This window comes from Rhodococcus xishaensis (assembly GCF_004011825.1).
GTDB lineage: Bacteria > Actinomycetota > Actinomycetes > Mycobacteriales > Mycobacteriaceae > Prescottella > Prescottella xishaensis.
Genome location: NZ_RKLO01000001.1, coordinates 1 through 22,742, shown reverse-complemented (window position 1 = coordinate 22,742; position 22,742 = coordinate 1). Strand labels below are relative to the sequence as shown.

The 22,742-nt window shown below is 64.6% G+C and carries 37 protein-coding genes; 5 read left to right on the top strand and 32 right to left on the bottom strand.

The window, feature by feature from the left end; genetic code table 11:
* Positions 1-4 precede the first annotated feature (4 nt).
* The 7 genes from rplQ to infA form a co-directional block, all read right to left on the bottom strand.
* Positions 5-553 (bottom strand): 50S ribosomal protein L17, encoded by a 549-nt coding sequence (gene rplQ, locus EGT50_RS00185; protein WP_127950615.1) that lies wholly within the window; start codon positions 551-553, stop codon positions 5-7.
* A 55-nt stretch (positions 554-608) separates the two neighbouring features.
* Entirely contained in the window at positions 609-1,673 is a 1,065-nt protein-coding gene (locus EGT50_RS00180; protein WP_127950614.1) for a DNA-directed RNA polymerase subunit alpha, read from the bottom strand.
* Between the two features lie 117 nt (positions 1,674-1,790).
* Positions 1,791-2,396, bottom strand: coding sequence for a 30S ribosomal protein S4 (rpsD, locus tag EGT50_RS00175; RefSeq protein ID WP_127950613.1), 606 nt, complete (start codon positions 2,394-2,396; stop codon positions 1,791-1,793).
* 21 nt (positions 2,397-2,417) lie between these two features.
* Positions 2,418-2,831: a 30S ribosomal protein S11 gene (gene rpsK, locus EGT50_RS00170; RefSeq protein ID WP_127950612.1), complete on the bottom strand. Its 414-nt coding sequence runs from the start codon at positions 2,829-2,831 to the stop codon at positions 2,418-2,420.
* Entirely contained in the window at positions 2,831-3,199 is a 369-nt protein-coding gene (rpsM, locus tag EGT50_RS00165; RefSeq protein WP_127950611.1) for a 30S ribosomal protein S13, read from the bottom strand. Before rpsM ends, rpsK begins: the two co-directional genes overlap by 1 nt.
* A gap of 217 nt (positions 3,200-3,416) precedes the next feature.
* Positions 3,417-3,530 (bottom strand): 50S ribosomal protein L36, encoded by a 114-nt coding sequence (gene rpmJ, locus EGT50_RS00160; protein ID WP_025347279.1) that lies wholly within the window; start codon positions 3,528-3,530, stop codon positions 3,417-3,419.
* A 77-nt stretch (positions 3,531-3,607) separates the two neighbouring features.
* Complete coding sequence (gene infA / locus EGT50_RS00155) at positions 3,608-3,829, bottom strand: translation initiation factor IF-1 (RefSeq protein WP_003418601.1); 222 nt, start codon at positions 3,827-3,829, stop codon at positions 3,608-3,610.
* Between the two features lie 319 nt (positions 3,830-4,148).
* Here infA and dtd point away from each other — a divergent pair, with 319 nt between their 5' ends.
* Complete coding sequence (gene dtd, locus EGT50_RS00150) at positions 4,149-4,586, top strand: D-aminoacyl-tRNA deacylase (RefSeq protein WP_127950610.1); 438 nt, start codon at positions 4,149-4,151, stop codon at positions 4,584-4,586.
* A gap of 13 nt (positions 4,587-4,599) precedes the next feature.
* Here dtd and map read toward each other — a convergent pair whose 3' ends face one another.
* From map to rpsJ, 24 genes are all read right to left on the bottom strand, one after another.
* Positions 4,600-5,403: a type I methionyl aminopeptidase gene (map, locus tag EGT50_RS00145; protein ID WP_127950609.1), complete on the bottom strand. Its 804-nt coding sequence runs from the start codon at positions 5,401-5,403 to the stop codon at positions 4,600-4,602.
* Positions 5,403-5,948, bottom strand: a complete 546-nt coding sequence (locus EGT50_RS00140) for an adenylate kinase (protein WP_127950608.1) — start codon at positions 5,946-5,948, stop codon at positions 5,403-5,405. Before EGT50_RS00140 ends, map begins: the two co-directional genes overlap by 1 nt.
* Positions 5,945-7,267, bottom strand: a complete 1,323-nt coding sequence (gene secY / locus EGT50_RS00135) for a preprotein translocase subunit SecY (protein ID WP_127950607.1) — start codon at positions 7,265-7,267, stop codon at positions 5,945-5,947. The genes EGT50_RS00140 and secY overlap by 4 nt, the downstream gene beginning before the upstream one ends.
* Before the next feature lie 220 nt (positions 7,268-7,487).
* Positions 7,488-7,928 (bottom strand): 50S ribosomal protein L15, encoded by a 441-nt coding sequence (rplO, locus tag EGT50_RS00130; protein WP_127950606.1) that lies wholly within the window; start codon positions 7,926-7,928, stop codon positions 7,488-7,490.
* A gap of 2 nt (positions 7,929-7,930) precedes the next feature.
* Positions 7,931-8,110, bottom strand: a complete 180-nt coding sequence (gene rpmD, locus EGT50_RS00125) for a 50S ribosomal protein L30 (protein ID WP_127950605.1) — start codon at positions 8,108-8,110, stop codon at positions 7,931-7,933.
* The gene (gene rpsE, locus EGT50_RS00120) at positions 8,110-8,751 is read right to left on the bottom strand and encodes a 30S ribosomal protein S5 (protein WP_127950604.1); all 642 of its coding nucleotides are present in this window, start codon (positions 8,749-8,751) and stop codon (positions 8,110-8,112) included. Before rpsE ends, rpmD begins: the two co-directional genes overlap by 1 nt.
* Before the next feature lie 31 nt (positions 8,752-8,782).
* Entirely contained in the window at positions 8,783-9,190 is a 408-nt protein-coding gene (gene rplR / locus EGT50_RS00115; protein WP_127950603.1) for a 50S ribosomal protein L18, read from the bottom strand.
* A gap of 1 nt (position 9,191) precedes the next feature.
* Positions 9,192-9,731 carry a 50S ribosomal protein L6 gene (gene rplF, locus EGT50_RS00110; RefSeq protein ID WP_127950602.1) on the bottom strand — a complete coding sequence of 180 codons (540 nt, stop codon included), beginning with the start codon at positions 9,729-9,731 and terminating at the stop codon, positions 9,192-9,194.
* Between the two features lie 14 nt (positions 9,732-9,745).
* Positions 9,746-10,144, bottom strand: a complete 399-nt coding sequence (rpsH, locus tag EGT50_RS00105) for a 30S ribosomal protein S8 (RefSeq protein WP_127950601.1) — start codon at positions 10,142-10,144, stop codon at positions 9,746-9,748.
* Positions 10,145-10,310: 166 nt separating this feature from the next.
* The gene (locus EGT50_RS00100) at positions 10,311-10,496 is read right to left on the bottom strand and encodes a type Z 30S ribosomal protein S14 (RefSeq protein WP_127950600.1); all 186 of its coding nucleotides are present in this window, start codon (positions 10,494-10,496) and stop codon (positions 10,311-10,313) included.
* 4 nt (positions 10,497-10,500) lie between these two features.
* Positions 10,501-11,067, bottom strand: coding sequence for a 50S ribosomal protein L5 (rplE, locus tag EGT50_RS00095; RefSeq protein WP_127946094.1), 567 nt, complete (start codon positions 11,065-11,067; stop codon positions 10,501-10,503).
* Between the two features lies 1 nt (position 11,068).
* Positions 11,069-11,386 (bottom strand): 50S ribosomal protein L24, encoded by a 318-nt coding sequence (gene rplX / locus EGT50_RS00090; protein ID WP_127950599.1) that lies wholly within the window; start codon positions 11,384-11,386, stop codon positions 11,069-11,071.
* Positions 11,386-11,754, bottom strand: coding sequence for a 50S ribosomal protein L14 (gene rplN / locus EGT50_RS00085; protein WP_127946092.1), 369 nt, complete (start codon positions 11,752-11,754; stop codon positions 11,386-11,388). The genes rplX and rplN overlap by 1 nt, the downstream gene beginning before the upstream one ends.
* A gap of 173 nt (positions 11,755-11,927) precedes the next feature.
* Positions 11,928-12,218, bottom strand: a complete 291-nt coding sequence (gene rpsQ / locus EGT50_RS00080) for a 30S ribosomal protein S17 (protein WP_127950598.1) — start codon at positions 12,216-12,218, stop codon at positions 11,928-11,930.
* Positions 12,215-12,451, bottom strand: a complete 237-nt coding sequence (gene rpmC / locus EGT50_RS00075) for a 50S ribosomal protein L29 (RefSeq protein ID WP_127946090.1) — start codon at positions 12,449-12,451, stop codon at positions 12,215-12,217. Before rpmC ends, rpsQ begins: the two co-directional genes overlap by 4 nt.
* Positions 12,451-12,867: a 50S ribosomal protein L16 gene (gene rplP, locus EGT50_RS00070; RefSeq protein ID WP_127946089.1), complete on the bottom strand. Its 417-nt coding sequence runs from the start codon at positions 12,865-12,867 to the stop codon at positions 12,451-12,453. The genes rpmC and rplP overlap by 1 nt, the downstream gene beginning before the upstream one ends.
* 3 nt (positions 12,868-12,870) lie before the next feature.
* Positions 12,871-13,668, bottom strand: a complete 798-nt coding sequence (gene rpsC / locus EGT50_RS00065) for a 30S ribosomal protein S3 (protein WP_127946088.1) — start codon at positions 13,666-13,668, stop codon at positions 12,871-12,873.
* Complete coding sequence (rplV, locus tag EGT50_RS00060; RefSeq protein WP_127950597.1) at positions 13,668-14,072, bottom strand: 50S ribosomal protein L22; 405 nt, start codon at positions 14,070-14,072, stop codon at positions 13,668-13,670. Before rplV ends, rpsC begins: the two co-directional genes overlap by 1 nt.
* Positions 14,069-14,350 carry a 30S ribosomal protein S19 gene (gene rpsS / locus EGT50_RS00055; RefSeq protein ID WP_127946086.1) on the bottom strand — a complete coding sequence of 94 codons (282 nt, stop codon included), beginning with the start codon at positions 14,348-14,350 and terminating at the stop codon, positions 14,069-14,071. Before rpsS ends, rplV begins: the two co-directional genes overlap by 4 nt.
* Before the next feature lie 18 nt (positions 14,351-14,368).
* Positions 14,369-15,202, bottom strand: coding sequence for a 50S ribosomal protein L2 (gene rplB / locus EGT50_RS00050; RefSeq protein WP_127950596.1), 834 nt, complete (start codon positions 15,200-15,202; stop codon positions 14,369-14,371).
* Between the two features lie 38 nt (positions 15,203-15,240).
* Complete coding sequence (gene rplW / locus EGT50_RS00045; RefSeq protein WP_127946084.1) at positions 15,241-15,546, bottom strand: 50S ribosomal protein L23; 306 nt, start codon at positions 15,544-15,546, stop codon at positions 15,241-15,243.
* Positions 15,543-16,208 (bottom strand): 50S ribosomal protein L4, encoded by a 666-nt coding sequence (rplD, locus tag EGT50_RS00040; RefSeq protein ID WP_127950595.1) that lies wholly within the window; start codon positions 16,206-16,208, stop codon positions 15,543-15,545. Before rplD ends, rplW begins: the two co-directional genes overlap by 4 nt.
* Complete coding sequence (gene rplC, locus EGT50_RS00035) at positions 16,205-16,858, bottom strand: 50S ribosomal protein L3 (protein WP_127950594.1); 654 nt, start codon at positions 16,856-16,858, stop codon at positions 16,205-16,207. The genes rplD and rplC overlap by 4 nt, the downstream gene beginning before the upstream one ends.
* A gap of 28 nt (positions 16,859-16,886) precedes the next feature.
* Positions 16,887-17,192, bottom strand: a complete 306-nt coding sequence (rpsJ, locus tag EGT50_RS00030; RefSeq protein WP_003938093.1) for a 30S ribosomal protein S10 — start codon at positions 17,190-17,192, stop codon at positions 16,887-16,889.
* 712 nt (positions 17,193-17,904) lie between these two features.
* Here rpsJ and EGT50_RS00025 point away from each other — a divergent pair.
* From EGT50_RS00025 to EGT50_RS00010, 4 genes are all read left to right on the top strand, one after another.
* On the top strand, positions 17,905-18,606 hold the full coding sequence (locus EGT50_RS00025; protein ID WP_127950593.1) for a GntR family transcriptional regulator: 702 nt from the start codon (positions 17,905-17,907) through the stop codon (positions 18,604-18,606).
* A gap of 190 nt (positions 18,607-18,796) precedes the next feature.
* A complete protein-coding gene (locus EGT50_RS00020; protein ID WP_127950592.1) occupies positions 18,797-19,768 on the top strand; it encodes an ATP-binding cassette domain-containing protein in 972 nt (323 codons plus the stop codon).
* The gene (locus EGT50_RS00015; RefSeq protein WP_127950591.1) at positions 19,765-20,634 is read left to right on the top strand and encodes an ABC transporter permease; all 870 of its coding nucleotides are present in this window, start codon (positions 19,765-19,767) and stop codon (positions 20,632-20,634) included. Before EGT50_RS00020 ends, EGT50_RS00015 begins: the two co-directional genes overlap by 4 nt.
* The gene (locus EGT50_RS00010; RefSeq protein WP_127950590.1) at positions 20,631-21,518 is read left to right on the top strand and encodes an ABC transporter permease; all 888 of its coding nucleotides are present in this window, start codon (positions 20,631-20,633) and stop codon (positions 21,516-21,518) included. Before EGT50_RS00015 ends, EGT50_RS00010 begins: the two co-directional genes overlap by 4 nt.
* 149 nt (positions 21,519-21,667) lie before the next feature.
* On the opposite strand, the gene EGT50_RS00005 is transcribed toward EGT50_RS00010, so the two are convergent.
* A partial coding sequence (locus tag EGT50_RS00005; protein WP_235870496.1) for a thioesterase domain-containing protein occupies positions 21,668-22,742 on the bottom strand: 1,075 nt, incomplete at its 5' end.

Genomic DNA, 22,742 nt, shown 5'->3' with positions numbered 1-22,742 from the left:
TGGACTAGTCCTTCTTGGCCTCGTCGGCCTCGGACTTGGCCTCGTCGGCGCTGTCGACCTCGGCCTCGGTGGCCTCGGTTTCGCTGGCCTCGCTTTCGCTGGCCTCGGCCTCGGCCTCGACCACGTTTTCCTCGGCAGCCGGGGCGGCCTGCGAAGCGGCGACGCGACGGGCGCGGTCCGCCTCCGAGGTGACCGTCTGCTCCTTGACGAGCTCGATGATTGCCATCGGAGCGTTGTCACCCTTGCGGGGGACGGTCTTGATGATGCGGGTGTAACCGCCGTCGCGGTCGGCGTAGAACGGGCCGATCTCCGCGAACAGGGCGTGCACGACATCCTTGTCGCGGATGACCCTCAGAACCTCGCGACGGTCGGCCAGGGATCCACCCTTGGCCTTGGTCACGAGCTTCTCGGCGTACGGACGCAGGGCCTTGGCCTTGGCCTCCGTGGTGGTGATTCGGCCGTGCTCGAAGAGAGCAGTCGCCAGGTTGGCGAAGATCGCCTTCTGGTGCGACGCCGACCCGCCGAAGCGGGCACCCTTCTTGGGCTTGGGCATTGGAGCTCCTCTTGGGCTCGCCCAGCACATTTGCCCATGTGCCGGGTGATACGGGTTACAGCTGTTCGGTCTCGGCGTAGTCCTGATCGGTGCCTTCAGCCTCGCTGAAGGAACCGGTGTCGGCATCGCTCCACGTGCCGGTGGCGGCGTCGTAGCCGGCAACGGTCGTCGGGTCGAAGGACGCAGGGCTGTCCTTGAGGGTGAGGCCGAGCGAGTGCAGCTTGACCTTGACCTCGTCGATGGACTTCTGTCCGAAGTTGCGGATGTCGAGCAGATCGGACTCCGTGCGTGCCACGAGCTCGCCGACGGTGTGAACACCTTCGCGCTTGAGGCAGTTGTAGGAGCGGACCGTCAGGTCCAAGTCCTCGATGGGGAGTCCGAAGGAAGCGATGTGATCGGCCTCGGCGGGCGAGGGTCCGATCTCGATGCCCTCTGCTTCGACGTTCAGCTCACGGGCCAGGCCGAAGAGCTCAACCAGGGTCTTGCCCGCCGAAGCGAGCGCGTCCCGAGCAGTGATGGAGTTCTTGGTCTCCACGTCGAGAATCAGCCGATCGAAGTCGGTGCGCTGCTCGACGCGGGTCGCCTCCACCTTGTAGGTGACCTTGAGCACCGGCGAGTAGATCGAGTCGACCGGAATGCGGCCGATCTCTGCGCCGGACGCCTTGTTCTGGACGGCGGGGACATAGCCACGACCGCGCTCGACGACGAGCTCGATCTCCAGCTTGCCCTTGTCGTTCAGGGTGGCGATGTGCAGATCCGGATTGTTGACCGTGACGCCGGCCGGCGGAACGATGTCACCCGCAGTCACGACCCCGGGGCCCTGCTTGCGGACGTACATGGTGACCGGCTCGTCCTCTTCGGAACTCACGACCAGGCCCTTGAGGTTCAGGATGACGTCGGTGACATCCTCCTTCACACCCGGGACCGTGGTGAACTCGTGGAGGACGCCGTCGATGCGGATGCTGGTGACCGCGGCACCGGGGATCGACGACAGCAGGGTGCGGCGCAACGAGTTGCCGAGGGTGTATCCGAAGCCTGGCTCGAGGGGCTCGATGACGAACTTCGAGCGGTTGTCAGCGATTTCCTCTTCGGTCAGCGTGGGTCGCTGAGAAATGAGCATTGATTTTCCTCCTGTACGGGCGTCCGCCATATGACGCCCACGATGGGAAAGGCCCGGACCCGGGAGTGGCCGGTGATGCCGGATTCGACGTTACCGGCCGCCCCCAGGCTTTGTGCCTTACTTCGAGTAGTACTCGACGATCAACTGTTCCTGCAGCGGAACCTCGATCTGCGCACGCTCGGGAAGCTGGTGCACCAGGATGCGGAGACGGCCTCCGACGACCTGAAGCCAACCCGGGACCGGGCGATCGCCCTGGGTCTCGCGGGCGATCTGGAACGGCAGGGTCGCCAGCGACTTCTCGCGGACATCGATGATGTCGTACTGCGAGACGCGGTAGCTGGGGATGTCGACCTTCTTGTTGTTCACGAGAAGGTGCCCGTGCGTGACCATCTGACGCGCCTGACGGCGGGTGCGGGCCAAGCCTGCGCGGTACACGACGTTGTCGAGACGCGACTCCAGGATCTGCAGCAGGTTCTCACCGGTCTTGCCGGGGCGGTTGACCGCCTCCTGGTAGTAGCGGCGGAACTGCTTCTCCATGACGCCGTAGGTGAAGCGTGCCTTCTGCTTCTCCTGAAGCTGGAGCAGGTACTCGCTCTCCTTGATCCGCGCACGGCCGTGCTGGCCCGGCGGGTAGGGGCGACGCTCGAAGGCCTGATCGCCTCCAACCAGGTCGACGCGGAGACGACGCGACTTACGGGTGACGGGTCCGGTGTAACGAGCCATTTCTTACCTTCCTTTCCCGTACTAGACGCGGCGGCGCTTGGGCGGGCGGCAGCCGTTGTGCGGCTGGGGGGTGACATCGGAGATGGTGCCGACCTCGAGGCCTGCAGCCTGCAGCGAGCGGATCGCGGTCTCGCGGCCCGAGCCCGGGCCCTTGACGAAGACGTCGACCTTCTTGACGCCGTGCTCCTGCGCCTTGCGAGCAGCGTTCTCGGCGGCGAGCTGGGCAGCGAACGGCGTCGACTTACGCGAGCCCTTGAAGCCCACGTGGCCCGACGACGCCCAGGAGATGACGTTGCCGGCCGGGTCGGTGATCGACACGATCGTGTTGTTGAAGGTGCTCTTGATGTGAGCGGCACCGTGCGGAACGTTCTTCTTGTCCCTGCGACGCCCCTTCTGGGTCTTCCTCGGACCGGTGCTGCGTGACTTCGGAGGCATTACTTCTTCTTTCCTGCGACGGTGCGCTTCGGACCCTTGCGGGTGCGGGCGTTGGTCTTGGTGCGCTGACCACGCACGGGCAGACCACGGCGGTGGCGCAGGCCCTGGTAGCAGCCGATCTCGATCTTGCGGCGAATGTCCGACTGCACCTCACGGCGCAGGTCACCCTCGACCTTCACCGACTCCTCGATGTACTCGCGGAGCTTGGCGAGGTCCTCGTCGGACAGGTCCTTGCTGCGCAGCTCTGGGCTGATACCCGTAGCTGTCAGGATCTCCTTGGAGGTCGTACGGCCGATGCCGTAGATGTAGGTCAGTGCGATCTCCATGCGCTTTTCGCGGGGAAGATCGACACCTGCGAGACGTGCCATGTGGCATTCCTATCGGTGTGCGGAGGTCTGCTCCCAGTCCGTCCCCTGCGTCTGAAAAACTCTGCGGTTCACACTCACAGTGGGGCCCCGGCCTCCGTGCCGGGGGTGGACCGCTACCTGCCTTGGGTGTTGCTTCGGCCCGGGTTGCGGTTGGTGCTGAGAGGTCTTCTCTTTGCTTGTTGCCAAGCAGATCTCGAAGAAGCGGTGGCCGTGAGGACTAGCCCTGACGCTGCTTGTGGCGTAGGTTGTCGCAGATCACCATGACTCGCCCGTTACGGCGAATCACCTTGCACTTCTCGCAGATCTTCTTGACGCTAGGCTGAACCTTCACGTGCGTCTGATCTCCTGTTGTGTGTCCACCCGAGGGCAGACATAGTTCTCCCCGGCCGGGTGTGGCCGGGGAAGTTCTTACTTGTAGCGGTAAACGATGCGCCCACGCGACAAGTCGTAGGGCGAAAGCTCCACCACGACGCGGTCCTCGGGAAGAATGCGAATGTAGTGCTGACGCATCTTGCCGCTGATGTGCGCGAGGACCTTGTGGCCGTTCTCGAGCTCAATGCGAAACATCGCATTGGGCAGCGGTTCGACAACTCGTCCCTCGACCTCGATAGCCCCGTCTTTCTTAGCCATGTCCTCCGCGATCCGTTGAGTGGCGCAATGGGTTCATCGGCTACCGTCACCGGTATCCGCTACAGCGGTGGTCCTGAACGCCGACGCGGTCCCAGAAGGGGAACAGCGTCCTTTTCAGACGCCTATCCGAGACCTACGTACAGCACTTTTTTCGCCGACCGACCACGACAGTCCGACTGACGTCGGACACGCAAACGACCGATACGCAGGGCGCACCGTTGTTCCACCTTACCGGCAATTTCGAACCAGGCCAAATGCGGGCGGGATCTCCCGCTTCTCGACTTCGAGTTGCTTCACCCAGAAGGGAAGAACATCTGCAATGCGCGCGCTCGTCCAGCGGGTCACATCGGCGGCGGTGACGGTTGACGGCGAGGAGGTGGCCCGCATCTCGCCTCCCGAGGACGGTCAGGGCCTGCTCGTACTTCTCGGCGTAGGGGTTGACGACGATCCGGTGGCCGCTTCGAATCTCGCCCGTCGCGTATGGCGGCTGCGGATCCTCGACGACGAGAAATCCGCATCGGACGTCGACGCTCCGATCCTGGTCGTCAGCCAGTTCACCCTGATGGCGGACACCCGTCGCAGCCGGCGCCCGTCGTGGTCGCCTGCCGCGCCTCGCGCCGTGGCCGAACCCCTCGTCGATGCCTTCGCCGACGCGTTGCGCGGACACGGTGCGACAGTGGAGGTGGGACGGTTCGGAGCTCACATGCAGGTGAGTCTCGTCAACGACGGTCCGGTGACCGTCCTGCTCGACGGCTGATTGCGGGGCGATCTCAGTTGTCGCCGGATCGCAGTGTGAGAATCCGCGGTCCGTGCTCGGTGACGGCGACGGTGTGCTCCCAGTGCGCAGCACGACTGCCGTCGGTTGTAACCACTGTCCACTCGTCGCCGAGGACGCGCGTCTCGTGCGTGCCTAGCGTGAGCATCGGCTCGATCGCCAGGACCGATCCGATAACAAGACGCGGCCCCTTGCCGGGCCGGCCCTCGTTCGGCAGGAACGGATCCATGTGCATTTCGCGACCGATCGCGTGTCCGCCGTAGCCGTCGACGATCCCGTACCGGCGGCCGTGCGATGACCCCGCGGCGCGGGCACCGAGTTCGATTGCGTGAGAGACATCCGTCAGTCGGTTGCCTTCGACCATCGCCGCGATGCCCGCCTCCATGGACAACCGTGTCGCCTCACTGAGCTGAGAGTCGGCCTCGCTCAAAGTGCCGACTCCGAACGTCCACGCCGAGTCTCCATGCCAACCATCGAGAATGGCGCCGCAGTCGATGGACACCAAGTCGCCCTCGCCGAGGATGTCGTCGGCGGACGGGATACCGTGGACCACCCGGTCGTTGACCGACGAACAGATCGATCCGGTGAACCCGTGGTATCCGAGGAACGACGGCACAGCGCCGGCGCCACGGATCACGGATTCGGCGACCTGGTCAAGTTCGAGCGTGCTGACACCGGGCTTGGCCGCATCACGCACCGCCACCAGGGCGGCCCCGACGATCTCCCCTGCGGCCGCCATAGCATCGAGCTCACCCGGCGTGCGAAACGGAACGACCTTGCGTCTGCGGCCGAACGCCATTACTTGCCCAGCGCCGCGAGGGCGCGGGCGTTGACCTCTTCGACAGCCCCGACAGCATCTACAGTCACGACCTGGCTGGCGTAGTAGTCGAGCAGCGGCGCCGTCTCCTCCCGGTAGACGCGCATGCGGTTGCGGATGACGTCCTCCGTATCGTCGGCGCGACCGCGGGCGAGCATCCGCTCGACAACGACATCGTCGTCGACATCGAACGCGAGTACCGCATCGAGCTTGGCGTCGAGACCTGCAAGGATTTCTTCCAATGCCTTGGCCTGATCGACCGTGCGCGGGAAGCCATCGAGCAGGAACCCATTGGTCGCATCGGGCTCCGCGACGCGGGCCTTCACCATCCTGTTCGTGATCTCGCTCGGGACCAGATCGCCCGCGTCGAGGTACCTCTTGGCCTCGAGTCCGAGCGGGGTCTCCTCCCCGATGTTCGCTCGGAACAAATCTCCGGTGGAGATGTGCGGAACGCCCAGCTTCTCGGACAGAATCGCGGCCTGGGTGCCCTTACCGGCACCGGGAGGACCAAGGAGGACAAGTCTCACTTGAGGAACCCTTCATAGTTTCGCTGCATCAGCTGGCTCTCGATCTGCTTGACGGTATCGAGGCCGACGCTGACCATGATCAGCACCGCCGTACCACCGAACGGCAGATTTGCCACACCACCGGTGTTGCCGACCTCGAGGAAGAGGTTCGGCAGCACCGCGATGGTGCCGAGATAGATGGCACCCGGCAGCGTGATTCGGCTCAGCACATAGCTCAGGTAGTCGGCGGTCGGACGCCCGGGACGGATACCTGGGATGAAGCCACCGAACTTCTTCATCTCGTCGGCGCGTTCCTCCGTGTTGAAGGTGATGGCGACGTAGAAGTACGTGAAGAAGACGATCATCCCGAAGTAGATCAGGATGTAGACCGGGTTGGCCGGGTTCACCAAGTACTCGTTGATCCAGCGCTGCCACCAACTCGGATTGGGATTGGTAGCCGCACCGGAGAGCTGCGCGATGAGGTTGGGCAGGTACAGCAGCGAGGACGCGAAGATCACCGGGATGACGCCGGCCTGGTTCACCTTCAGCGGCAAGTACGTCGACGAGCCGCCGTACATCTTGCGGCCCACCATCCGCTTGGCGTACTGGACCGGGATACGACGTTGACCCTGCTCGACGAACACGACGCCGATGATGATCAACAGTGCCGCGATGCACACGAGCGTGAAGGTCACGCCGCCGCGGCCTTCGAGAATGTTGCGGCCCTCGACCGGAATGCGCGAGGCGATGCCGGCGAAGATGAGCAGGGACATGCCGTTGCCGACGCCGCGTTCGGTGACCAGCTCACCGAACCACATCACAAGCGCCGCACCGGCGGTCATCACGAGCACGATCATGACGAGCCCGAAGACGCTGTCGTCGGCAAGGATGGGCTCCGCACAGCCCTGTAGGAGCTGACCACGCGCCGCCAGCGCGACGATGCCGGTGGCCTGCAGCACGGCGAGGGCGATCGACAGGTATCGCGTGTACTGAGTCATCTTCGCCTGGCCCGCCTGGCCTTCCTTGCGAAGCTCCTCGAACCTCGGGATGACGACCGTGAGCAACTGGACGATGATGCTCGCCGTGATGTACGGCATGATGCCGATCGCGAACACCGACAGCTGCAGCAACGCGCCGCCGGAGAACAGGTTGATCAGGGAGTAGATGCCGGCGGACTCGCCCTGTGTCGCCTGTTCGAGACACGCTTGCACGTTGCCGTAGTCGACACCAGGCGAGGGCATCGTGGCACCCAGCCGGTACAGGGCGACCAGGCCGAGGGTGAAGAGGATCTTCCGCCTCAGGTCGGGTGTCCTAAAGGCCGAGACAAAGGCGGAAAGCAAAGATCCTCCTGGCACACGACACACGGCGAGTCGATCGAATGACCCGCCCCTTGGATTGCAGAACTCTAGAACTCTAGCAGTGACACATCAAACTACAGCCCCCGTCCGGGGGGCTGGCCCTGACCAGTATGCCCGGTCCGAACGCCCCGGAGCGACGGATGGCCGCAACTCGCCCAAGACGGGGTGTTGCGGCCATCCGACAGCTAACTGACGGGGAGGATCACAGCTCGGTGGCGGTACCACCAGCAGCGGTGATCTTCTCCTTGGCGGAGCCCGAGAACTTGTTCACCGTGACCTGGACGGCGACGGTGAGGTCTCCCTCGCCGAGAACCTTCACGAGCTCGTTCTTGCGCACCGCGCCCGCGGCGACGAGCTCGGCGACGCCGACCTGTCCGCCCTCGGGGAACAAGCGAGCGATGTCACCGACGTTCACGACCTGGTACTCGGTGCGGAACGCATTCTTGAAGCCCTTGAGCTTAGGCAGACGCATGTGCAGCGGCATCTGTCCACCCTCGAAGGCGGCCGGCACGTTCTTACGTGCCTTGGTGCCCTTGGTTCCGCGACCTGCGGTCTTACCCTTCGAGCCCTCACCGCGACCGACACGAGTCTTGTCGGTCTTGGCACCGGGAGCGGGCCGCAAGTGATGCAACTTGATGGTCATGGTTAGACCTCCTCAACCGTGACGAGGTGACGCACCACGTTGATCAGACCACGGTTCTGCGCGTTGTCCTCACGGACGACGGACTTGCGGATGCCCTTCAGTCCGAGGGTGCGCAGGCTGTCCCGCTGGTTCTGCTTGGTGCCGATGGTGCTCTTGACCTGGGTGACCTTGAGCTGTGCCATTACTTCACGCTCCCAGCCTGTGCGCGAGCGCGCAGCATACCGGCCGGGGCCACGTCCTCGAGGGGCAGGCCACGGCGGGCTGCAACCTCTTCGGGACGCTGCAAGCCCTTGAGGGCGGCAACCGTCGCGTGCACAACATTGATCGCGTTGTCGCTGCCGAGCGACTTGGCGAGGATGTCGGAGATGCCCGCGCACTCGAGCACTGCACGCACTGCGCCACCGGCGATCACACCGGTACCCGGGCTGGCCGGACGCAGCATGACGACACCGGCCGCCGCCTCGCCCTGAACCGGGTGGGTGATGGTGCTGCCGATGAGCGGCACCCGGAAGAAGCTCTTGCGAGCCTCCTCGACACCCTTCTGGATGGCCGCGGGAACTTCCTTGGCCTTGCCGTAGCCGACGCCGACGAGTCCGTTGCCGTCGCCGACGATCACGAGAGCGGTGAAGCTGAAGCGCCGACCGCCCTTGACGACCTTCGACACGCGGTTGATGGAGACGACGCGCTCGATCTGGTTCGACTTCTCGGCCGCGCTGTCACGACGGCTGTCGCGACGATCGCGACCGCCGCGGCTGTCTCCAGTGCTCGGCCCATTCTGTCCGGCGGGTCCGCTTCCGCCGTCACGCCTTTGACGTCCCGGCATCAGGCATTCCTTCCGTTGATAATGTTGGTCATCAGAACTTCAACCCGCTTTCGCGAGCGGCATCGGCCAGGGCCGCGATCCGGCCGCTGTAGGTGTGGCCACCGCGATCGAACACCACGGCCTCCACGCCGGCAGCCTTGGCACGCTCGGCGATCAACTGACCGACCTTGGCGCCGCGGGCCTTCTTGTCGCCGTCGACCGCACGCACGTCCGGCTCGACGGTCGACGCGGCGGCCAGCGTCTTGCCGGCCAGGTCGTCGACCAGCTGCACATGGATGTGACGCGACGAGCGGTTCACCACGAGACGCGGGCGCTCGGGGGTGCCGGAGATCTTCTTGCGCAGACGGAAGTGACGACGCGCCTTCGACAGACGACGCGTGGTGGACACGTCCTTGCCCAGCGGAATCCGCTTGGCCTTCTGGTTTGCAGTCTGGCTCATATCACTTACCCGTCTTTCCGACCTTGCGGCGGACCTGCTCACCCTCGTAGCGGATGCCCTTGCCCTTGTACGGGTCGGACTTGCGCAGGCGGCGGATGTTGGCCGCGATCTGGCCGACCTTCTGCTTGTCGATGCCGGAGATCGAGAACTTGGTCGGCGACTCGACGGCGAAGCTGATGCCCTCGGTGGCCTCGACCAGGACCGGATGGCTGTAGCCGAGCGAGAACTCGAGGTTCTGGCCCTTGAGCGCCACACGGTAGCCGACGCCGTGGATCTCCATCTTGGTGGTGTAACCCGTGGTCACACCGATGATCATGTTCTGCACGAGGGTCCGCGACAGACCGTGCAGCGCGCGGTTGCGGCGCTCGTCGTCGGGGCGGTTGACCTGCAGGGCTCCATCCTCGCCCTTGACGACCGAGATCGGCTCGGCGACGACCAGCGAGAGCGAGCCCTTCGGGCCCTTGACCGCGACGTCCTGCCCGTCGACGGTCACGTCGACGCCTGCAGGGACAGCGACCGGGATCTTTCCAATACGCGACATTCTGGTGGCCTCCCTTACCAGACGTAGGCGAGGACTTCCCCGCCCACACCCTGATTGGCCGCCTGACGATCGGTGAGCAGACCGGAGGACGTGGAGATGATCGCCACGCCCAGGCCGCCCAGGACCTTCGGCAGGTTGGTGGACTTCGCGTACACGCGCAGACCCGGCTTCGAGACACGGCGGACGCCGGCGAGGCTGCGCTCGCGGCTCGGGCCGTACTTGAGGTCGACGATCAGCGTCTTGCCGACCTCGGCGTCCTCGGTGCGGTAGTCCGCGATGTAGCCCTCGCGCTTGAGGATCTCGGCGATGTTCGACTTGATCTTCGAATGAGGAAGCCGTACCTCGTCGTGGTACGCCGAATTGGCGTTGCGCAGACGCGTCAAGAAGTCTGCGATCGGATCAGTCATGGTCATGGGTTGACCTGTGCACCTTTCTCGTTGGGGTTCCCATGCAACGCCGACCCGAGTCCCGCTGCTCGACGAGTCGAGGCGTGGAACCGGCCCGGCCGTGGGCCTACAACGAAGTTGGTTCTTACCTTCACCGTTCCGCGGGTGCGGAGCGGAAGTCTGCTGTGGCTGGTTACCAGGAGCTCTTGTGAACGCCCGGCAACTCGCCGGCGTGTGCCATCTCGCGTAGGCAGATTCGGCACAGGCCGAACTTGCGGAACACTGCGTGCGGACGGCCACACTTTTGGCAACGGGTGTATGCGCGCACCTTGAACTTCGGCTTCTTGTTGGCCTTGTTGACCAGTGCCTTCTTAGCCATGGGCTCAGTTCTCCTTGAACGGGAAGCCGAGGTGCTTGAGCAGCGCACGGCCTTCTTCGTTGTTGGTGGCGGTGGTCACGACGGTGATGTCCATACCACGCGGACGATCGATCTTGTCCACGTCGATCTCGTGGAACATCGACTGCTCGTTGAGGCCGAACGTGTAGTTTCCGTTGCCGTCGAACTGCTTCGGCGACAGGCCGCGGAAGTCGCGGATTCGGGGCAGCGCGATGGACACCAGGCGGTCGAGGAACTCCCACATCCGGTCGCCGCGCAGCGTCACACGCGCACCGATCGGCATACCCTCACGCAGCTTGAACTGCGCGATGGACTTGCGGGCGCGACGGATCTCGGGCTTCTGACCGGTGATCAGGGCGAGGTCGGAAACCGCACCGTTGATCAGCTTGGCGTCACGAGCAGCGTCACCGACACCCATGTTGACGACGACCTTGACGACACCGGGGATCTGCATGACGTTCGCGTAGTCGAATTCCGCGTTCAGTGCGTCGCGGATCTCCTCGCGGTACCGGCTCTTCAGGCGCGGCTGGATCTTGTTCTCGGTGGAGGTCATGTCAGATGTCCTTCCCGTTCTTCCGGGAAATGCGCACGCGCTTGCCGGTCTCCTCGTCGGTGCGGTAGCCCACACGCGTCGGGTTGCCGTCGGAATCGACGACCATGACGTTGGAGACGTGGATCGGGGCCTCCTGTGTCACGATGCCGCCGGAGGAGGCGCCGCGCTGGTTCGTCGAAACGGCGGTGTGCTTCTTGATGCGGTTCACGCCCTCGACGAGGACCTTGTTGGTCGCGGGGTAGGCCTGAATGACCTTGCCCTTCGCGCCCTTGTCCTTGCCGGAGACGACCAGCACAGTGTCACCCTTGTGCACCTTCATCACAGCACCTCCGGGGCGAGCGAGACGATCTTCATGAAGCGCTTCTCACGAAGCTCGCGACCGACGGGTCCGAAGATGCGGGTACCGCGCGGATCGTTGTCGGCTTTGATGATGACGGCGGCGTTCTCGTCGAACTTGATGTACGAACCGTCCGGACGACGGCGCTCCTTGGCGGTGCGAACGATGACGGCCTTGACGACCTCACCCTTCTTGACGCCACCGCCCGGGACGGCGTCCTTGACGGTGGCGACGATGGTGTCGCCGATCCCGGCGTAGCGACGGGACGAGCCACCGAGAACGCGGATGCAGAGGATCTCCTTGGCACCCGTGTTGTCGGCGACACGCAGTCGCGACTCCTGCTGAATCACTTACTTCTCCTTGACCTGGCTTGTTTCGACCTGGTGGCTCGTAGCGCGAATCACCAAGCCGTGCACGGCGGATTTCCGACCCGACGCGCGCGGTCCGTACCCACCGATGGTGGGGCCGCCGCTGCTTCCGCAGGGCAACCCCACCATCGTACTGGATACACTCTCAGGCTCTTCTACTTGGCCTTCTCGAGGACCTCGACGAGGCGCCAGCGCTTGGTTGCCGACAGCGGTCGGGTCTCCATGAGCTGGACGCGGTCGCCGATGCCGGCGACCCCGTTCTCGTCGTGTGCCTTGACCTTCGAAGTCCGTCGGATGATCTTGCCGTAGAGCGGGTGCTTCACCCGGTCCTCGAGCTCGACCACGATGGTCTTCTCCATCTTGTCCGAGACCACGTAGCCGATGCGGACCTTGCGGCTGCCGCGCTCTTCGGTGCTGTTGGAGCTCACTGTCTTTTCCTCACTCATGCCGCGTCACCTGCGTCCGGACCGGAGGCCAAGCCGAGCTCGCGCTCGCGCAGGACGGTGTAGATGCGCGCAATCTCGCGACGGACCGTGCGCAGCCGGCGGTTGTTGTCCAGCTGACCGGTGGCCATCTGGAAACGAAGGTTGAACAGTTCTTCCTTCGACTCGCGGAGCTTGGTGACCAACTCTTCGTCGTTCAACTCGCGGAGTTCTGCAGCGGGGCTTGTGGTTGCCATCAGAACTGCTCCTCCCTCGTCACGATCCGGCACTTGCACGGGAGCTTGTGCATCGCGCGACGCAGCGCCTCGCGTGCGACCTCCTCGTTCGGGTAGCTCATCTCGAACATCACCCGTCCGGGCTTGACGTTCGCGACCCACCACTCCGGCGAACCCTTACCGGAACCCATTCGGGTCTCGGCCGGCTTCTTGGTGAGGGGGCGATCCGGGAAGATGTTGATCCAGATCTTGCCGCCTCGGCGGATGTGACGAGTCATGGCGATACGAGCGGACTCGATCTGCCGGTTGGTGATGTAGGCGGGCTCGAGAGCCTGGATGCCGTACTCACCGAAGGCCACCTGGGTTCCGCCCTTGGCGGCACCCGAACGGCTCGGGTGGTGCTGCTTGCGGTGCTTGACCCGACGTGGGATCAACATGCGTCAGCCCTCCTTCTGTTCGGTCGAAGAGGGTGCATCGGCGGTCGCGGTCGCGGCACGACCGACCTCGGTGCTGGTCGCGGTGGTGCCGGTGGCACCGGAGCGACGCGGACGGCTCGGACGCTCGCGGCGCGGGCGCTCGGCCGGCGCAGCGGCAGCGAGCTCACGCTTGCCGCCGACGATGTCGCCCTTGTAGATCCACACCTTCACGCCGATACGACCGAAGGTGGTCTTGGCCTCGTACAGGCCGTAGTCGATGTCGGCGCGCAGCGTGTGCAGCGGGACACGACCCTCGCGGTAGAACTCCGAGCGGCTCATCTCCGCACCGCCGAGGCGGCCCGAGCACTGCACCCGGATGCCCTTGACGTTTGGCTGACGCATGGCCGACTGGATGGCCTTGCGCATGGCGCGACGGAACGCGACACGGTTCGACAGCTGCTCGGCGACACCCTGTGCCACGAGCTGGGCCTCGGCCTCGGCGTTCTTGACCTCGAGAATGTTCAGCTGGACCTGCTTGCCGGTCAGCTTCTCGAGCTCGGCGCGAATGCGATCGGCCTCGGTGCCGCGACGGCCGATCACGATGCCCGGACGCGCGGTGTGGATGTCCACCCGCACGCGGTCACGGGTGCGCTCGATCTCGACCTTCGCGATGCCCGCCCGCTCCATGCCGGTGGCGAGGAGCTTGCGAATCGCGACGTCTTCCTTGACGTACTCCGCGTACTGCTTGTCTGCGTACCAGCGCGACTTCCAATCGGTCGTGATGCCGAGACGGAAGCCGTGCGGGTTGATCTTCTGGCCCACTACTGACCACTTCCCTTCCGGCGGTTACGGCCCGACGTGTTGGACCGGCTCGCAACACTTTCCACGATGACGGTGATGTGGCTCGAACGCTTGCGGATCCGGAAGGCCCGGCCCTGTGCACGCGGCTGGAACCGCTTGAGGGTCGCGCCCTCGTCCACGTACGCCGTCGCGACGACGAGCGTGGAAGGATCGAGGTTCAGGTTGTTCTGCGCGTTGGCTGCTGCGCTGGCGATCACCTTGGCCACCGGCTCGGCCGCGGACTGCGGCGCGAACTTCAGGATCGCCAGAGCTTCGTCAACCGACTTGCCGCGGACGATGTCCACAACACGACGCGCCTTCATGGGGGTCACGCGCACGTGGCGCGCAACCGCCTTTGCGGTGGGGTTCTGGGTTTCAGTACTCATCGACGCTTGCTCTTCCGGTCGTCCTTGATGTGGCCCTTGAACGTCCTGGTCGGTGCGAACTCTCCGAGCTTGTGGCCAACCATCGACTCCGAAACGAACACCGGGACGTGCTTGCGTCCGTCGTGGACGGCAAACGTGTGACCGATGAAGTCCGGGATGATCGTCGAACGACGGCTCCAGGTCTTGATTACCTGCTTGGTGCCCTTCTCGTTCTGCACGTCCACCTTCGCAAGGAGGTGGTCATCGACGAACGGGCCCTTCTTCAGACTGCGTGGCATCCTTCACTCCCTCCTTGACTAGCGCTTCTTGCCGGTACGGCGACGACGGACGATGAGCTTGTCGCTCGCCTTGTTCTTGCGGGTGCGGCCCTCAGGCTTGCCCCACGGGCTGACCGGGTGGCGACCACCGGAGGTCTTGCCCTCACCACCACCGTGCGGGTGGTCGACGGGGTTCATGACCACACCACGGACGGTCGGGCGGACGCCCTTCCAACGCATGCGGCCGGCCTTGCCCCAGTTGATGTTCGACTGCTCGGCGTTGCCGACCTCACCGACGGTGGCGCGGCAGCGCACGTCGACGCGGCGGATCTCACCGGACGGCATACGCAGGGTGGCGTAGGTGCCTTCCTTACCCAGCAGCTGGATGCTGGCACCGGCGGAGCGGGCCATCTTGGCGCCGCCACCCGGACGCAGCTCCACTGCGTGGATGGTGGTACCGGTAGGGATGTTGCGCAGCGGCAGGTTGTTGCCGGGCTTGATGTCGGCCGACGGGCCGGACTCGACCGGGCTGCCCTGCACCAGGCCCCTGGGAGCGATGATGTAGCGCTTCTCGCCGTCTGCGTAGTGCAGCAGCGCGATTCGGGCGGTGCGGTTGGGGTCGTACTCGATGTGAGCGACCTTGGCCGGCACGCCGTCCTTGTCGTTGCGACGGAAGTCGATCAACCGGTAGGCGCGCTTGTGACCGCCACCTTTGTGACGGGTGGTGATGCGACCGTGGGCGTTGCGGCCACCGCGACCATGCAGTGGGCGAACCAGCGACTTCTCGGGCGTCGACCGCGTGATCTCGGCGAAGTCCGAGACGCTCGACCCGCGACGGCCCGGGGTAGTCGGCTTGTACTTACGGATTGCCATGAGTCTTCTCGTCCTCTATATCTCGTCAAGTCCCGGCGCTACGCGACCGGGCCTCCGAAGATCTCGATGGGCTTGCTGTCGGCCGAGAGGGTCACGAGCGCGCGCTTGGTGTCCTTGCGCTTGCCGTAACCGAAGCGGGTCCGCTTGCGCTTGCCCTGACGGTTGGCGGTGTTGACGCTGGTCACCTTCACGCCGAAGATCTTCTCGACAGCGATCTTGATCTGCGTCTTGTTCGAGTCCGGGTGCACCAGGAAGGTGTAGGTGCCTTCCTCGATGAGCCCGTAGGACTTCTCCGAGATGACCGGAGCCAGCAAGATGTCGCGGGGGTCGGCGATGGTGCTCACTTGCTCTCCTCCTCATTCTTGGCCGGGCCTGCGACGAAGGCGTTCAGAGCCTCGAGGCTGAACACGATGTCATCGCTGTTGAGCACGTCGTAGGTGTTGAGCTGGTCGGGCGCAATCGGGTGCACACCTTCCAGGTTCTGCACGCTCTTCCACGTCGCGATGTCTTCGCGGCCGACGACCAGCAGAAACTTCTTGCGATCAGACAGCTCGGCGAGGAACGACTTGGCCGTCTTGGTGGACGGGACCTGGCCGGCGACCAACTCGGTGATGACGTGAATCCGCTCGTTGCGGGCCCGATCGGAGAGTGCGCCACGCAGAGCGGCTGCCTTCATCTTCTTGGGGGTCCGCTGCGCGTAGTCACGCGGCTGCGGGCCGTGGACGGTGCCACCGCCGGCGAACTGCGGCGCACGGGTCGAGCCCTGACGTGCGCGGCCGGTGCCCTTCTGGCGGTACGGCTTCCTGCCGCCACCGCGGACCTCACCACGGGTCTTGGTGGAGTGGGTGCCCTGACGTGCGGCAGCGAGCTGCGCGACAACGACCTGGTGCATCAGAGCGATGTTCGCGGTCGTGTCGAAGATCTCGGCGGGGAGATCGACTGTGCCGGTGGACTTGCCGCCGGCAGCCTTGACATCCAGGGTCAGCTTGGTTGCGGTCTCGGTCATGCCGAAGCACCACCCTTCACTGCGGTCTTGACGATCACGAGGCCGCCCTTGCGGCCGGGGATCGCGCCCTTGATCAGCAGCAGACCGTTCTCCGCGTCCACCTTGTAGACCGAGAGGTTCTGCGTCGTGATGCGGTCGCTACCCATGCGACCCGACATGCGCATGCCCTTGAACACGCGGCCGGGAGTGGCGCAGCCACCAATGGAACCCGGGCGACGGTGAACAGCCTGCGCACCGTGGGAAGCACCCTGACCGGCGAAGCCGTGACGCTTCATGGTGCCGGCGAAGCCCTTGCCCTTGCTGGTGCCGGTGACGTCGACGAATGTGCCGTCCTCGAAGACCTCTGCGGTGAGTTCCTGGCCGACCTCGTACTCGGAGGTGTCGGCGACCCGGAGCTCGACGACGTGGCGGCGAGGGGTGACGCCGGCCTTGGCGAACTGGCCTGCGGTCGGCTTGTTCACCTTGCGCGGGTCGATGGCGCCGAACGCCAGTTGCACCGCGCTATAACCGTCACGTTCTTCGGTACGGATCTGGGTGACGACATTCGGCCCGGCCTTGACGACGGTGACCGGGACGACCCGGTTGTTCTCGTCGAAGACCTGGGTCATGCCGAGCTTGGTGCCCAGGATTCCCTTGATCTGATTAGTCATTTGATATCTCCGCTGCGTCTTCCCAAGCTCACTGAATGTTCACGTCGACGCTGGCCGGAAGGTCGATGCGCATGAGCGCATCCACCGTCTTCGGCGTCGGGTCGAGAATGTCGATCAGTCGCTTGTGAGTACGCATCTCGAAGTGCTCGCGCGAGTCCTTGTACTTGTGCGGCGAGCGGATGACGCAGTACACGTTCTTCTCGGTAGGCAACGGCACCGGGCCGACCACGCGTGCCCCGGTCCGGGTCACCGTCTCGACGATCTTGCGCGCTGACGCGTCGATCGCCTCATGGTCATAGGCCTTGAGCCTGATGCGGATCTTTTGTCCCGCCACGCTTAGTGTCCTTTTCTTGCCGCGTTTCGTAGAACCCGAACGAGTCGGGACTACCTCGTCTGCGCAGATCCCGACTGAACACGACACGAACAACTATTGCGCTCGAGACATCACTCGATCCGCTGCCGCTGTTCATCTGTCATGGTTCTCCGGTCCACGCGGTCGGGCGTGTCGCCCGGCCGCCCATTTTCGAGTCCCGCGATCCCCTGCAGGGGCCTCGAAACGCGCACCGGATGCACCCCCGAAGGGGTGCAACGTTGGGTTCTGCTTCCGTCTTGCATCGCCGTGACCAGGCTTTTAGGCCCGATGCTCGACCTTCATACAGCCCGACTCAGGTCACGACGAATCGCACCCGCAGTCAAGGCAACCCGATCAGTATGCCGTAGCGAACCCGAGAGTTCAAATCGTCACCACGGGGACATCCGAGTGGGACATTCGAGGTCAACCGCTTATCGGCGGCACCGACATTACTTCGAAGTAAGTTATAGACTTGGCGATGTTCTCGTCGGCGGCGCGGCCGTTGGCTTCTAGGGCCGTCGACGGTTGCCCAGCAACTACTTGACCTCCTCAATAATCGTGAAGTGTCCAGGTGCCGTCACTCGAAATATTCGATTCGATTGTTGCGCAACTCACAGCGATCGGTCCGGAGCCTCTTGCCCCGACCGTTCGCTGCAGATGAAGGCGGGCGCCCGCGTCCCCCTAAGGAGTACCCATGGTCCGGTCCGCCGCCCGCTCAGAGCCCCCCAACTCGGACAGTTCCCTGCGACGCCGTCCCCAACTCTCCGAGGACGTCGCCGTCCATGTACGGAACCTGATCATGTCGGGCCAGGTACGGCCCGGTGAGTTCATCCGACTGGACGAGACGGCAGCCGAACTCGGTGTGAGCGTCACACCGGTTCGGGAAGCGCTGCTGACGCTACGCGGTGAGGGCCTCGTCGAGTTGGTCCCCCACCGTGGGTACGTCGTCGCTCCCCTGAGCCGGAACGACGTCAATGACCTGTTCTGGCTACAGGGCCAGATTGCGGTGGAGCTGGCCATCCGGGCCGCCGATCACATCGACGAGGGAGTCATCTCCGAACTAACGGAGATCAACGACCAGCTCCAGAGCGCGGTTGAGCTTGGCGACGCCGCCCGCGTCGAGGAGCTCGAGTTCGACTTCCACCGCATCCTCAACAGGCTGGCCGGAGCGCGGAAGCTCTCGTGGTTCCTACTGGGTGCCACCCGTTACACGCCGGCCACCTTCTATTCGACGGATCGTGCGTGGGGCGACACCGCAGTGGCGAATCACACACGCTTGATCGCGGCCTTGGCCTCGAGGGACCCTGCCGCGATCGCGGCCGAGACCCGCGCCCATTTCGACGACGGCGCAAAGCGGCTGGTTCAGCACCTGCAAGCGATGGGGATCTGGGGCTGACCGGAGAATCGACGAGCGGCGAATGCGCATCCAGGTCCGTGACGCCGGTGCCGATCGTAGAACCTCACCCTGCTTGCGGCACGTGACGGCCGGGTAACATTTCCCGGACCCGGAGGGAATACACGTCGACAGGGCGCGTGGACCCTGAGTGGCGGACACCATGCAACCCAGGTGAAGTAGCGGAGAGTCGATGCCGATATCCCAGGACACAGCTGTGTTGGTCGACGACGTTCATAAGTCCTTTGGCGACGTCACGGCTCTACAAGGCGTCAGTTTCGAGGCCAAGCGCGGCACCGTTCTCGGCATCCTCGGCCCCAACGGCGCAGGGAAGACGACAACGGTCAAGGTGCTGTCGACGCTGCTACGTCCCGATCGTGGACGTGCGACGGTGGCCGGGCACGACGTAGTCACCGACGCCGCGGACGTTCGCCGTTCGATCATGATGACGGGCCAGTACGCCGCGCTCGACGAGACGTTGTCCGGTCGAGAGAACATCGAGTTGTTCGGCCGGCTGATGGGTCTCGATCGAGGTTCTGCGAAGAAGCGTGCAGAGGCCCTGCTCACGGAGTTCGATCTCCTCGAGGCGGGCAAGCGCGCTGTGCGCAACTACTCGGGCGGGATGAGGCGCCGCATCGACATCGCGTGTGGACTCGTCGTGCGACCCGAGGTCGTGTTTCTCGACGAGCCGACGACCGGTCTCGATCCGCGCAGCCGGCAGGGGGTGTGGTCGCTTGTCAGCGCGCTCAAGGAGCAGGGCATCACGGTGCTGCTGACCACGCAGTATCTCGAGGAAGCCGACCTGCTCAGCGACAACATCATCGTCATCGACCGTGGCGCCGTCATCGCGGAGGGTACTGCGGACCAGCTCAAGGCCCGCACCGGCACCAGCTTCTGTGAAGTGGTTCCGCTCGATGCCCAGCAACTCCCGTTGGCCGTGCAAGCGCTCGGCAACCTCGTTCCGCCGGAAGCGGGCGCGGACATTGCCGAAGCGAGCGACCGCCTGTCGATCCCGGCGCCCGATGGTGCCGCGACGCTGTCCGAGGCTTTGCGCCGACTGGACGCCGCGGGCATCGAACTGGCCGATATCGCTTTGCGGCGGCCCTCCCTCGACGACGTCTTCTTGTCACTGACCGGTCATGCCGCGCCGGAGAGCGAACAATGACGACACCCGAAGAGGGTGCCGCGCACCGACTGACCGCGTCCCCGACGTCCGAGCACTCAACGCTCACCGAACCCGCGAAACAACTCGATCCAGAGACAGATCGTCGTCCCAACCCGAACGGCTTCCAGCAATGGGTCGCGCTGACGGGACGCACGCTCAAGACGATGGTGAAGTCCGGTGAACTCGCGATCGCGCTCATCGCTCCGCTGATCTTCACGATCGGGTTCTACCTACCGCTGAAGTTCGTGATGGGGCTGCAGGGGATCGACTACGCGCAGTTCCTGATGCCGATCATCGTGTTGCAGGCGATGGCCTTCACCGCGATCTCGGCATCCCAGTTGGCCTCGCGCGAGGCGCAGACCGGTCTGACCACCAGGCTCAAGACGATGCCGGTCCTCGGTCCAGTTCCTCTGATTTCGCGGATGACCAGTGGTCTGGTGCGTTCGACGTTGTCTCTTGCTGCCGCCCTCGGCTACGGCTACATCATCGGTTTCCGGTTCAGCGCCGGGTTGTTGCAGGCCGCACTGTTCTGTTCCCTGGCTCTCGCGATCAGCCTCGCCTTCGCAATGGGCGCCGATGCCATCGGAACACTGTCGAAATCTCCCGAGGCAACGGCCCAGGCGCTGACCCTTCCTCAGTTGATCCTCGGCATGTTGTCGACCGGATTCGTTCCGGAAACCGGGTTCCCGGAGTGGATCCGACCGTTCGTACGTAACCAGCCGATCTCTCAATTCGCGTCCGCGATGCGGGACATGACCGAAGGTGGGGTGACCGCGTCGGCCCTGTTCCCGGCACTGGCCTGGTGTGTCGGCCTGATTGCGGTGTTCGCGCCACTGGGCGTGTGGGCAAGCATGAGGCGCCAATGAGCAACGCACCCGAAGCGACCGCAAACGAGACGGCAGTGACATCGACCCGGACCGCCGCATCAGGGCGCACCACATTCGATTTCCCGCTGCCCACCCAGCCCTGGCCCGAGTCCTCCCCCCGGGCACTGTTGGTTCACAGCCTCGTCCAGTGCAAGCGGTTGTTGATTCGCTGGTCCCGCGATCCGTCAACGATGATCCAGGCCCTGCTGTACCCGGCTCTCACACTCGTCATGTTCCGGGTCGTCATCGGAAACACGGTCACTGCGGCAACAGGACAGCCCGCGATCTACGGCCAGGTACCGATGATCATCCTGGTGGGCGCCATGTTCGGTTCGATCGTCAGTGCCATCGGTCTGCGGGTCGAACGAAAAACCGGACTGCTGTCGAGGTTTTGGACGCTGCCGATCCACCGGGCGGCGGGGCTCGTCGGCCGGATGATGGCCGAGGCGGTGCGTGTTTTCGCCACCAGTGTCGTCATCCTCGCGGTCGGGTTCGCGCTGGGCTTCCGAATGACGCAGGGCGTCCTGCCGAGCATTCTCCTCCTGGTGATTCCCATCATCTTCGGTATGGGCTTCGCGATGATGGTGACCGCGTTGGCGACCGTGTCCGGTGATGCGCCCCTGGTCGAAATGGTTTCGATCGCCTGCACTCTCCTGATGTTCTTCAACTCGGGGTTCGTGCCCGTCATGGCGTACCCGACGTGGCTGCAACCTGTGGTTGCCGCGCAGCCGATGTCGGTCGCGGTGGACGCCATGCGTGGGCTCGCGGTCGGTGGACCGGTCCTGGAACCGGTTCTGCAGACTCTCGCGTGGTCGTTCGGGTTGATCGCGGTCTTCCTGTACCCGGCCGTCCGGGGCTACCGGTACGCCGCTGCCAACGGCTGACAAAAGCACCGGCAACTGCGCCTCGAGAGCGACGCCGACCGCGTCCATCCGTGGCGAAACAAGTCGCAACGGCTCATCAAGCTCGGAATGGGAGGGCCGCTCCTCGGCTGAGGAGCGGCCCTCCCTTCTTTCCTATCCGGATGCGGCTATCAGGACTTCAGCCGCCGCTCGAGCACCGGTCCGATCACCCGCAACGCCTCGGGCGAGGTCATGTCCCAGTGAGTCACCGCCACCGGCACCACCTCGACGTCACCCTCGACCACGCCACTCCAGGCGTCGGCACCGTGCGAGCCGTCGAGGTCAGCACTGAAGTACAGCACGTCGCCCTTGAACCGATCCGTCGGACGGTAGGCGTTGGCCACGACGGACGAGTGGACAAAGCCGGCCACGACTCGATCGATCTGCTCGGCGTCGAATCTGCCGACAGGAAGCAGCAGTTCCTGCAGCGCTTCGACGGCGGTCTCCCGGTCCAACTCGTCCAGGGAAGGTGTATCGCCCAGTTGGATACCTAGGCCGCCAAGCATGTCGGCGATCCTGGGCGCAGTCCCTCGGTGGTCGGCGGCACCCTCTGTTGCGACGTCGCCGTCTTTCGCGGTGTGGCTGTCGCTTGCGAGGTGGCTGTCGAGCATCGCAAGCAACGCGACCTCGTCACCCGCGGCAGTCAGCTGGATCGCCATCGCGTGCGCGATTTCGCCACCCATCGACCACCCGAGCAGGTGATACGGGCCGCTCGGTTGCACTCGACGGATCTCGTCGACGTACAGCGACGCCCACTCCTCGATCGACGCGGGCAGTTCCCGGTCGCCGCTCAGCGCAGGCGACTGAAGCCCGTAGACCGGACGGTTCGGCTCGATACTTCCGACCAAGCCGGCGAAACTCCAGGACAGTCCGGTGACCGGGTGGATGCAGAAGAGCGGAGAAGCTTTGCCCTCGGCCCGCAGCGGAAGCAGGACATCGAATCCTCGAGAGTCTGCGCCTGGGACCGTTTCGGAGGACGAGATCCGATCCGCGAGAACAGCCACCGAAGGACTGTCGAAGAACCACGGGAGATGGACTTCGACACCGAGCTTCTTCCGGAGCACGGACGCGGTCTGCACCGCGATCAGCGAGTTACCGCCCAGGGCGAAGAACTCGTCATCCAAACCGACCCGCTCGACACCGAGCACGTCCGCGAAGGTGTCGGCCACGATCTCCTCGACCGGCGTCGTCGGTGCCCGGAACTCG